The sequence below is a fragment of the Bacillus sp. BML-BC051 genome (genome assembly GCF_019656175.1).
GTDB classification, from domain to species: domain Bacteria; phylum Bacillota; class Bacilli; order Bacillales; family Bacillaceae_G; genus Bacillus_A; species Bacillus_A mobilis.
Genome location: NZ_BPLI01000083.1, coordinates 1 through 10,538 on the forward strand (window position 1 = coordinate 1; position 10,538 = coordinate 10,538).

Genomic DNA, 10,538 nt, shown 5'->3' on the forward strand with positions numbered 1-10,538 from the left:
ATACGTCCTAACGTTCCAGAGGAAGAATTAATCGCACAAGCGTATCAAATGCTTGGAAATGCTGAAAAGGCGAATGAAATTATGCAAATTAGTATGTACCAACATTTAGTACAACTCGTTGCGACAATACCGAATTATGTAGTAGTAAATGCTTCAAACGCTGAAAAGGTAGAGTTAATTTTAAATAGAGCTTTCATGTTAATAGATATATATGAAATAGAAACATTACATCCCAATATGACTTTAAAAGTATACTATGCTGCTGCACAAGTATATTGCATGCAAGGGAATTTTGAAAGAGCATTAGAAATGTTGCAGAAATACGCAACAGTTTGTGCAGCTAGTTTCACAGTAAATAGTCTGCATTTACACGGCGATTCCTATTTTGATGCGATTGATGAATGGTTTGCAGAATTTCCGCTTGGCGCTAAAACGGTTAGAAATGAGGACATTATAAAGCGAAGCATGTTACAAAGTATTGCAGAAAACCCCATTTTCGCATCGATGAAAGATGTAAGAGAGTACAAAAATATAATAGCGAGTTTGAAGTTTAAATTGGATATAACAGATTAGAGGGAGGACAAATATGATGACCTTTGACGAATATGAAGTAGCGATAAATAGTGAATTTACTTTGCAAGGTACGATTACTAAACCGAAAGCTGACGGGAAGTATGCTGCTGTTGTCATTATCGCTGGATCTGGAGAGATTGATCGTGATGGAATGATTGTACCGTTAAAGCTTGCGTCGAATATTTACAAAGATTTAGCACATGTAATAGCGAGGCTTGGAGTAGTAACGCTCCGCTTTGATAAGCGCGGGGTAGGAAAGAGTGAAGGGGAATTTCAGAAGACTGGAATGTGGGATTTAGTTAATGACATAGAGGCTATGATTACGTATGTAAAAGAACAGCCATTTGTTGATCCGGAAAATATCATTTTAGTTGGTCATAGTGAAGGGTGTATGTTAGCAACTGTAGTAAACGCAAGAACACCAGTTAATGGACTCATACTTCTTACAGGAGCTGCGGAATCGTTAGAAGAAGCTACGAAAAGACAAAGAGAGATTATTTATAAGGAGTTAAAAGAGCAAAAGGGAATAAAAGGAAAGTTAATGCGTCTTCTCAATATTGAGAAACGAGGAGAAAAGCAGGCGCAAAAAGCAACAAAGAAAATGATAAACTCAAAAAAAGATATTGTTAAAATTGGTTTTAAACCGATGAACGCAAAATGGTTTAGAGAGCATTTCCAGCATGACATTTATAAAGATTTACAACAAGTAACATGTCCGGTACTAGCAATTGCTGGTGATAAAGATATTCAGGCTGATCCTGAAAAAGCGAAAAGAATTGGTGATTATGTAAAAGTTGATTCAGAAGTACATGTAATAAAAAATATGGATCATAGTTTGAAACGTTTTGAAGGGGAATTTAAAGTATTAGAGCTTCAAAAGAACTATAGAGAAGGGGCGGGAAAACCACTTCATCCGATGTTGGAAGAAATAATTGTGAATTGGATAAGTGCGCGTTTTATCTCGCATAAGATCCCTGCATCAACATTAAGTGAATATGAGGGAGATGGAAAGGAGAGTAACTGTCTGTAAAAGACGGATTGGTTTAGATTAATAATAGGTATAAGTTCTTTAGTAGTTTCAAGCATATCTCCCTGACCGTACATTCTATAGTAAGATAATAAGCTTTTGTTATTAGATTGCTATAGTAAATCCTCTTAATCAATTCAATATACTACTAAATTCTGTATAGGGGTGTTTATATAAGGTTCGAAGTATAAATTCATATTCCGCTTCAAAACTTTTATCTAAATCAATATAGGTGTAGGCTCAAAGTAAAGTTAGAACAATTATATAACCCCCTATAAATAATCCAGGCTATTTAATATTAGGAGGAAGCCAACTATACACATAATCCATGACAGAGCTGATCCTGAATGATTAGCGATTTTCATTCGAAGCCTCTCGAGAGATTTTTGCATCCATCGACCAAATAGGAGATAGAGGAGAAACAGCAAGAGAGAGGGCAATACCATGATAAAGTTGTATCCAGCTAAAATAGAAGACCATTCTATCCATGATAGATTAGAAGTAGTTAATATGCCGATTGCTGCAAAATAAGGAAATGCAGTTCCCACTTCAATTAATGTAGTAGTGAATCCGAACGCAATTATTGAAAGGATGCTATTTGATTTTGGTGAAGGGAGCTTTGAACTTTTCTTTGGTGGAATATAAAAGCTTGCGATGAATAATAGGGCTCCAATAATAAAGAACGTCCAGCTTACGATTTGGTTTTGAAATACGCCAGAAATAATCTCAAACAAAAAATCTAATCCTAGCATGAGTGAAACTCCAACAACAAAATAACATCCAGCTACCGTCAATAAATAAACGAATAAACGTTTCGTGAGACGCTCTTTATCTGTTAAAAGTAGATATATTGTTACTCCTATTGTAGTAGGGCTTAGCGTGTCCAATATAGCTAATCCGCCTATTAGGAGAAGGTGTTCTGTACCCATCGTGCTTTCCCCCTTATTTCGGCTCAGGATTATTTTTTTCAGTCATAAAAATGGCATATGCCTCGTTCATAAACTGAAGCACATCTTGATCAATTGGATATAAACTAAGTTTCTCTGATTGTTTGGGAGACATCCTTATCTCCCAAAGCTTATTTAGAAATTCATCCTCACCTTCAAATTCTTCTAAGCGTTTTTCCTCCATTCTTCTTATGATATTTTGAACTTTTGTTGCTTTTGGACCGTCCTTCATATAACGCTTTAACTGGCCGATGAGAGCAATCCATTCAAGGGAATCAGAACAGTCACTTGCCATTTTAGGAACCTTTTCCAATAGCTTCATTTCTTTTTCTTTAAATACAGATTCACGATAATACTGTTGTATATCTTTATCTTTGCTGGATAATTGCATAATCTTCTGAATCGCAATCCAGCTTTCTTCTCCTTCTATCGCAATTCCATTTATCAATTCCCGTAAGGATAATTCTATTTTCTTTAAATGTTCCTGCTCTTTTATGACATAAGATAATTGACTCTGTAAACTATCCGACCAATTCCACTCATTGAAGTCGAGCATATTTTTAATCTCTTGTAACGGAAATCCAACCTTTTTTAAAAATTGAACTTGCTGTAGTTTTTTTATTTCTTCATTTGTATATAAACGATGGCCACCTTCTGTTTTTGATGCTGGTTTTAATAATCCGATTTTATCGTAATAACGCAGTGTCCTTACTGTAACGCCTGTCAATTCTCCAACTTTATTAATGTGTATCAACTAATAAACCTACCTTTCTGAACGTTAAGATTTTATCGTTAACGATTATTTTCTTCATGCCACATCTATTCTTCTTTACTAAAAAGATTTTTAAGTAAGTAACCTGATCCTAATCCAATTAATACACCAGGAAATGCATGATCCAATGTCAGTCCGATCCCTGCACCTATAATGACGCATCCATAAATAATAATATCGCCTTGTTTCATCTGAAAACCTCCTATTTTTCTAATTTCTTTTATGAAATTGCTAAATAGTAGCTACTTAACAGTATATAAAATGACCCAACGTCAACTTCAAGTGTTTTTGAGTTTTATTAATAAATTTATATAACTCTTTAACTGAAGGCTAAGTTTCGAAATATTTTTATGGACTTATCGTTCCGGAATATTTATACTAAATTATATAATAGGGGGTGTTGTTAATTGGGTAGAAAGATTCGTTTTAACAAAGAACATGCTTTAAATAAAGCGATGCATTTATTCTGGGAGAAAGGTTATGATGCTACATATATATCAGATCTTATTGAAACGATGGGCATAAGTCGCTCTACTCTCTACGATAGTTTTGGAGATAAGGATGCACTATTTAAACTAGTTTTGGAACATTATAAAAACTATGGCTCTCAAAAGAGAAATTTACTTTTTAGCGGTATAAACACAAAAGCATCACTTACATCCTTTTTTTATCAACATATTGAAAAATGCTATTCAGATGAAATTCCAGAAGGCTGTATTATAACTAATTCTTCTTTGCTTATTGGACAAATTGATCCTGCCATAGAAGAAATACTCATAAATGATTTTAATGAACTTGAAAAAATATTTAAGCAAGTTATCGAAGAAGGAAAAAGGAGAGGAGAAATTTCACAAGAGGCTGATACTGAATTAGTTGCATATTCTTTATTAAGTTTAAACCATAGCTTGAATATAATGTCTAAATATAAAAAAGAAAAAAATTTAGCCTATCGTTTAGTAGATAAGACTATTGCAGACCTATAGTCTTTCTTTTTTAAACGTTTTGGAATGAACGTTCCAAAAAAGAAAGGAATGGTAAAGTTGAATAACAAGACAAATTTTCTAATATTTATTTTAGCGATTAGTTGTGGCTCACTTGCTGCAAATATTTATTATGCACAGCCAATTGTACAATTCATTGCAAAGGATTTGAATATCTCTTCTGATTTATCTGGATTGCTCACTACTTTGACGCAAATTGGGTATGGATTGGGGTTGTTTTTTATCGTACCAATGGCAGATTTATTTAAAAGTAAGAAAATAATAGGAATTCTTATTGGGCTAACTATTCTTTCCTTAATTGGTACGCTAATTTCGACAAATGGAATTCTTTTTTTACTATTAACAATTATAATTGGTATTGGAGCCTGCGCGGCTCAAATGTTAGTTCCGTTAACAATGAGGATTGTGCCTATTGAAGAGACGGGGAAATATGTGGGGAAAGTAATGAGTGGTTTATTGATTGGGATTATGATTGCTCGCCCATTATCTATCGGAATAGCTGACTGGTTTGGCTGGAGAATGGTATTTCTTTTTTCACTAATAGTCTTAGTTGTTGTCTTACTATTAATTATAAAATTTTTACCCAACTATGAAGTGATATCGACTAGTAACATGCGATATCCAAATTTAATAACTTCTATGGTAAAACTACTCATACATACTTCTCCGCTACAACAAAGAGCTTTTTATCACGCATGCTTATTCGCAACATTTAGCCTGTATTGGACAGTTATTCCCATTTTATTAAGGTCAGAGTCATTGCAGTACTCAAATAATGAAATTGCATTGTTTGGGTTTGTTGCAATAGCTGGAGCTTTATTAACTCCTACTATTGGTAAAATAGCAGATAAAGGTTATATTTTTACAATGACGAATGTATCAATGGCGCTCGTACTATTATCTGTCATACTCCTATTTTTTGTTCAAGATCATTCATTGTTTAGTGTGATTTTAATACTTATTTCAGGCATTAGCATCGATATTGGTGTAGCAGGAAATTTATTATTAGGTCAAAAAGTTATCTTTAGTTTGAATTCGGAGATAAGAAATAGACTAAATGGATTATATATGACTATTTTCTTTTTGGGAGGAGCCTTTGGTTCATGGATTGGAAGTTATACGTACTATAAATTTAATTGTGAAGTAACTTTATTCATCGGAGCAGCTTTTCCTTTAATCGCCTTATTCGTTCATTTCATAAAAGATAATACAAAAAAATTATCGAAAACTAAAAGTGAGTTCATATCTTGACTATTTATGTCTCTAAAAAGTCAAGGTTAAAATTCAATTTTGGGATATCTTTGATGGGCATGGGGATCATCACATGCTCATCAAGCCAATTAAAGTTACTCTTTCACAGATAGAAAGGAAATGAAATCATGGAAAAATCAATAAAAAGTGAATTAATTGGAATGTTTATCTTTAATGAAACTTTTCATACATATGAGCAAAACGAAGGAAAAGTACATTGGGAATTGAATATTGGAAAAGAGCTTGTACATGTACATGAAATGATGAAAAGAGCAGAAAAGCTTTATGTATGTTTAGAAGAATTTGATAAAAAAGCTAAGGCCGCTATAGCGAAAGAATTAATAGAGTATAAAAATGATTTTTGGCCTGAATATGATGAGAATGATGAACATTTAGATTGGGATGCTGTAGATGCAGGAGAATATGATATGACGAAAGAAACATTTGAGCAATCTATTACTCTAATGGACATTGTAATTAGAGAAAATGATATATATTGCGAATATAATGACGGAGATTTATTTGGTGGCCATCGAATCCATGCTTCTTTTGACAGTGAGTACAATTTATTAGCTGCAGAGATTTAGTTTTGAGAGATGAAAGTGAAAAGGATTGATTACTATAATCAATCCTTTTTGTCATTATTATAAGATAACGGTGAAATCATAGGGAAGAGAGTTACATAGTTTTAATACGGCCCCCACTCAATATTCACGCCAATAATAAGAAAAATAAGTCCAATGATAAACCAAATGAATGCAAGTGGAGCCATAAATCGAATCCATTTTCCGTAAGAAATGCCGCTCGCTGCGAGTACTCCCATTAAAACACCGGAAGTTGGATTGAGGCAGTTCACTACACCTTCTCCAAGCATAACAGCCTGTACTGTGACTTGGCGTGTAATGTGCATGAAATCGGCTAATGGAGCTAATATCGGAATGAAAATAACAGATTCTCCTGTCCCGGATGAAATGAGGAAATGTAATGCTGCACTACTTACATACATACCGAGAACGCCAAATACAGGGCTATGTCCTTCGAGAGACTGTGCGAGTTGATTAACAATTGTATCAAGTAATTTGCCTTGTTCTAAAATGACTGAAATACAACGAGCCATTCCGACGATTAAAGCACCGTATATGAGATTTTGGCAGCCAGCTAAAAAAGTAGAAGCAATATCGTTCGCTTTCATGCCACCTATTATTCCAGCTGTAATTGCTATGAAAATAAAAGTAGCGGTCATTTCGGCGTCTGTCCAATGTAGACGGAAAGCGCCTATTAAAAATACAATTAATGATAAAGCTGAAACGAGTAAAATTAATTTGTGACGTATTGTCCAAGGAACTTCAGTTTTCTCTATTTCTTTCTCACTTGAAAGAGCATTACTTGGAAACCAGTTATCTCCGAGTATGCTTCCTTTATTCGATTTTTTTAAACGTTTTACATACCAATTAATATAAAGAATGGTAGCAATTAAAAAAGAGATATAAATTGCCGTACGTAAACCAATCCCTGAAAACATCGGTAGTTCTGCGATTTTTTGTGAAATGCCTAAAGGTGAGGGAGATAATATAGTAGCATTAAAACCAGCATAAGTGCCTAAATAAATAATTGCTACGCCGACGATAGCGTCCCATTTTAATGTGCGCGCAACGATAATGCCAATGGGGATAAAGCCGATAACTGAGTTTACGATAATACCAGTCGTTCCGAGAATAGAAAAGAGTGCAGCGACAATACAAATGAAAAGTAATTGTTGATTACGAAATTTGTTAATTACATGATAGATTAAACCGTCAAGAGCACCTGTTTTTTCAAGAATGGCAATGGCTCCACCTGTAAATAAAATTAAAAAGATGATCGGAGCAGCAAGTGTCATTCCTTTTTCAATAGCGGTAAAAAAAGAAACAAATCCTACCGGCGATTGTGGAACAGAATGATAACTTCCTGGTATTGTCGTTGTAACAGTACCGTTTGTAACTCTTTTAAACTCTCCAGCAGGAACGAAATATGTAGCAATGGCACAAAGTAAGGCAATAAAAAATAGTAGTACGTACGCGTCAGGCATTTTAAATTTTCGTTTGCTCGGCTGCTTTTTTACCTCGGTATGTAATTGCATAAAATCCCTCCTTTTTCACTTGGTTAATTTTTAATATTCTGAAATTTATCTGTGAAATAGATTATAATAAAGGTGGCTTCTTAAGGCAATAGTTTTCTATCCTTTTCCTGTACATACAAATTCTTGCAACATTAGACAGGGAAACGAAAAGAATCAAAGAATATGTTATATAGAAAGAATAAGGAAAAGAGGGAAGAGGATGTGGAAAACTACGGATCTATGTGATGAGTTTGAAAAGGAATTACAAATATGTCGCCAGTCTTTTCGGTCGTTTGGGAAGAAGGAACAGTTTTACGGGAAAATTGCAACGGTAAAAGTGAAGGATGATAATGTACTAGTGAAGGAAGGATTGCAAACATTGCCAGAAGGAACGGTATTAGTTGTTGATGGCGGCGCGTCTACGAATTGTGCGTTACTTGGTGATAATTTGGCAGCTATTGCGGAGGAAAGAAAGCTGACAGGGATTATTGTGAATGGATATGTTCGTGATTCTAGTGAACTAAAGAATATTAATATTGGTATTTTAGCGTTAGGGACGATGCCAAATAGAAGTGTAAAAGAAGGAAAAGGCGAGAAGAATATTTCATTGCAATTTGGACAAGTAGAATGGAAGCCGGATGAATATGTGTATGCGGATGAAGATGGCGTCATTATTAGTGAAAAGAGTTTGCATCGTTAAAGGCTAGTAAGTTACTATTCTTAGAAAATAAATCCGATAAAGCATGGACAAAATTCTTTGTCAATAGTAAAATAATACAGAAATTTAAAATTAACAGAATGTATAGGTTTATCGTTTTACGATAACTGAAATGGAAGTAAGTAGTGCCTAGAAAAGTGAATGTTATCACAATGATACGTTCATAAACAAAATTATTTTTCCTATACAAATATAGCCGCGAATGATGCGGGGCGGAGGTGTTGCACAGTTTGTTCGACACTTACAAAAAAAGAGTGTCAATTGCACGCCCTTGAAGGGCCTTTTTTTGTGTAAATAGTAGTAAGGGAGGAAATTTTGGGATGGCAATGTTGAAAAAATGGCTGCTTACGTCGTTAATGGCAGTTACACTCGTATTTGTTTCTTTTGCGAATACAGTACATATTACGTTTGCTGAAGGAAATACAGCAAAACTTGCAATTATTGGGGAATCACAAAAGGGTATTATGTTGTGTCCGAAAGAAGAGCAAATTGCAGATGGGGAAACAGCTTTAAGTTTGTTGCAAAAAGTCATGGGGGACAAAGTAACAGCAGAGACGATGTCTTTTGGAACGTATGTAAAGGGCATTGACGGTTTAATGGCTGGGGACACAAGCGGCTGGTTGTATGATGTAAATGATAAATCTGCAGAAGTTGGAGCAGATAGTTATAAATTAAATGCTGGAGACGTTGTTGTCTTTCGTTTTGTTGCAGACTGGAGCAATATGAACCAGGAAACATTGCAGCAAACATTAGATAAATTTGGTACTTGTAAAACTGTAGAAGAACCAAAGACAGATGATCCAAAACAAGAAAAACCAGAAGAACCAAAAACGGATGATCCAAAACAAGAAAAACCAGAAGAACCAAAAACAGATGATCCAAAACAAGAAAAACCAGAGCAACCAAAGCAAGAGAACATTCAAATTCCAGCAGCACAAGTAAATGAAGCAATCTCTAAGACGTCTGAAAAGATGTTACAAGATGGAATTGAAAGTGATTGGGTAGCTTTAGGCCTTTCTCGTTCTGAAAAGAATGTTCCAATTGAGGTGAAATTAAATTATGTTAAGTCAGTAACTGAAAAAGTAGAAAAGCGCATTAACCGTTTTTCAGCGACAGATTTAGCTAGAACGATTATTATGATGAATGCAATGCAAGCAGATCCTACAAAGGTTGGCGAACATAATTTAGTTCAAAAATTGTACGAATCAGATAAAGTGAATTCTGTTACAGGTTATACATTTGCTTTACTTGCATTTGATACGAAGAAATATGAAGTTCCAGTGAATTCAAAATGGAATCGAGTTGCTTTAGTAGATGCTCTTTTAAACGCGCAACATACAGATGGCGGCTGGACTTACGATAGTGCAAGCAGTAAAGACAGTGCTAGTAGCGTTGATGTAACAGGTATGGTTTTATCAGCATTAGCTCCTTATCAAGATCGACCAGATGTGAAGCCAGCTGTAGGAAAAGCTGTTGCTTACTTATATAAAGAACAGTTAGAAAATGGTGGTTTTTCTGCTGATGGACAAGAAAATTCTAATAGTGTTGCACAAGCAATTATTGGATTATCTCTTGTGAAAGATGTAGATCAAAATCGTCTACATAAGGCAATGCAAAATCTACTGTCATACCAACTTCCAAATGGTGAATTCAAATGGTTACCAAGTGATCAAAACGGTAGCGGAATGGCTACAGAACAAGCATTCTTAGCTTTACTTCAGTTTAAAGACCTTGGAAAATCGATTTATGACTGGTCAAATGTATCTGTTCCTGAAATCGATAAGAAACCAAATGTGGATTCAGAAAATGTTGTAGTAGAAAAAGAAGTTACTGAACAACCACAAGAACAAAAACAAGTACAACAAGAAACGAAAGATGACACTCTAAAAGTTGTTGTCGATAATGAACCGGTTAAAAATAAAAAATCCGGAAACGGTAGCACGTTACCAAAAACAGGAACATCTTCTCATAGTGCAGCTACAGAAGTAGGTATGGGTGTATTATGTATCGCTGCTGCATATGTATTATGGAGACGTAAAGCAGCTTAACAAAAATTAGGATCAATCATTTGCTCCTAATTTTATCCCGCATTAACGGGCAGTAAGACCCCCAACTCAAAAGTTAGCGAGTGCGAGGAAGTTAGGGGGAGAT

10 protein-coding genes and 1 pseudogene are annotated in these 10,538 nt (G+C 34.8%); 7 read left to right on the plus strand and 4 right to left on the minus strand.

Translation table 11 applies throughout. The annotated features are described in order from the left end of the window. Window positions 1–573, plus strand: a pseudogene (locus K5S59_RS27120) (transcriptional regulator); the annotation flags it as partial. Window positions 574–586: 13 nt separating this feature from the next. Then, window positions 587–1,603: an alpha/beta hydrolase family protein gene (locus K5S59_RS27125; protein WP_120450546.1), complete on the plus strand. Its 1,017-nt coding sequence runs from the start codon at window positions 587–589 to the stop codon at window positions 1,601–1,603. 269 nt (window positions 1,604–1,872) lie between these two features. On the opposite strand, the gene K5S59_RS27130 is transcribed toward K5S59_RS27125, so the two are convergent. The 3 genes from K5S59_RS27130 to K5S59_RS27140 form a co-directional block, all read right to left on the minus strand. Next, window positions 1,873–2,529 (minus strand): GAP family protein, encoded by a 657-nt coding sequence (locus tag K5S59_RS27130; RefSeq protein ID WP_120450544.1) that lies wholly within the window; start codon window positions 2,527–2,529, stop codon window positions 1,873–1,875. Window positions 2,530–2,542: 13 nt separating this feature from the next. Continuing rightward, window positions 2,543–3,301, minus strand: coding sequence for a MerR family transcriptional regulator (locus K5S59_RS27135; RefSeq protein WP_120450543.1), 759 nt, complete (start codon window positions 3,299–3,301; stop codon window positions 2,543–2,545). Window positions 3,302–3,366: 65 nt separating this feature from the next. Continuing rightward, window positions 3,367–3,510 (minus strand): hypothetical protein, encoded by a 144-nt coding sequence (locus K5S59_RS27140; protein WP_016129923.1) that lies wholly within the window; start codon window positions 3,508–3,510, stop codon window positions 3,367–3,369. A 216-nt stretch (window positions 3,511–3,726) separates the two neighbouring features. Between K5S59_RS27140 and K5S59_RS27145 the strand changes: the two genes are divergently transcribed. The 3 genes from K5S59_RS27145 to K5S59_RS27155 all read left to right on the plus strand — a co-directional run bounded on the left by K5S59_RS27145 (window position 3,727) and on the right by K5S59_RS27155 (window position 6,158). Then, a complete protein-coding gene (locus K5S59_RS27145; RefSeq protein ID WP_061679193.1) occupies window positions 3,727–4,302 on the plus strand; it encodes a TetR/AcrR family transcriptional regulator in 576 nt (191 codons plus the stop codon). A 48-nt stretch (window positions 4,303–4,350) separates the two neighbouring features. Continuing rightward, entirely contained in the window at window positions 4,351–5,571 is a 1,221-nt protein-coding gene (locus K5S59_RS27150) for an MFS transporter (RefSeq protein ID WP_174718029.1), read from the plus strand. 128 nt (window positions 5,572–5,699) lie between these two features. Beyond that, window positions 5,700–6,158 (plus strand): DUF2262 domain-containing protein, encoded by a 459-nt coding sequence (locus K5S59_RS27155; RefSeq protein WP_212982149.1) that lies wholly within the window; start codon window positions 5,700–5,702, stop codon window positions 6,156–6,158. Between the two features lie 101 nt (window positions 6,159–6,259). Here K5S59_RS27155 and K5S59_RS27160 read toward each other — a convergent pair whose 3' ends face one another. Further along, complete coding sequence (locus K5S59_RS27160) at window positions 6,260–7,690, minus strand: YfcC family protein (protein WP_097843091.1); 1,431 nt, start codon at window positions 7,688–7,690, stop codon at window positions 6,260–6,262. 199 nt (window positions 7,691–7,889) lie between these two features. On the opposite strand from K5S59_RS27160, the gene rraA reads away from it, so the two are divergent. After that, complete coding sequence (rraA, locus tag K5S59_RS27165) at window positions 7,890–8,369, plus strand: ribonuclease E activity regulator RraA (RefSeq protein ID WP_098872635.1); 480 nt, start codon at window positions 7,890–7,892, stop codon at window positions 8,367–8,369. 338 nt (window positions 8,370–8,707) lie between these two features. Next, window positions 8,708–10,435: a DUF4430 domain-containing protein gene (locus K5S59_RS27170; RefSeq protein ID WP_220784101.1), complete on the plus strand. Its 1,728-nt coding sequence runs from the start codon at window positions 8,708–8,710 to the stop codon at window positions 10,433–10,435. Window positions 10,436–10,538: the final 103 nt, after the last annotated feature.

Excerpts from the sequence above, each read along its gene's own strand:
- K5S59_RS27170 (WP_220784101.1), top strand. The coding sequence starts at position 8,708 with ATGGCAATGTTGAAAAAATGGCTGCTTACGTCGTTAATGGCAGTTACA.
- rraA (WP_098872635.1), top strand. The coding sequence starts at position 7,890 with ATGTGGAAAACTACGGATCTATGTGATGAGTTTGAAAAGGAATTACAA.
- K5S59_RS27155 (WP_212982149.1), top strand. The coding sequence starts at position 5,700 with ATGGAAAAATCAATAAAAAGTGAATTAATTGGAATGTTTATCTTTAAT.
- K5S59_RS27150 (WP_174718029.1), top strand. The coding sequence starts at position 4,351 with ATGGTAAAGTTGAATAACAAGACAAATTTTCTAATATTTATTTTAGCG.
- K5S59_RS27160 (WP_097843091.1), bottom strand. The coding sequence starts at position 7,690 with ATGCAATTACATACCGAGGTAAAAAAGCAGCCGAGCAAACGAAAATTT.
- K5S59_RS27125 (WP_120450546.1), top strand. The coding sequence starts at position 587 with ATGATGACCTTTGACGAATATGAAGTAGCGATAAATAGTGAATTTACT.
- K5S59_RS27140 (WP_016129923.1), bottom strand. The coding sequence starts at position 3,510 with ATGAAACAAGGCGATATTATTATTTATGGATGCGTCATTATAGGTGCA.
- K5S59_RS27130 (WP_120450544.1), bottom strand. The coding sequence starts at position 2,529 with ATGGGTACAGAACACCTTCTCCTAATAGGCGGATTAGCTATATTGGAC.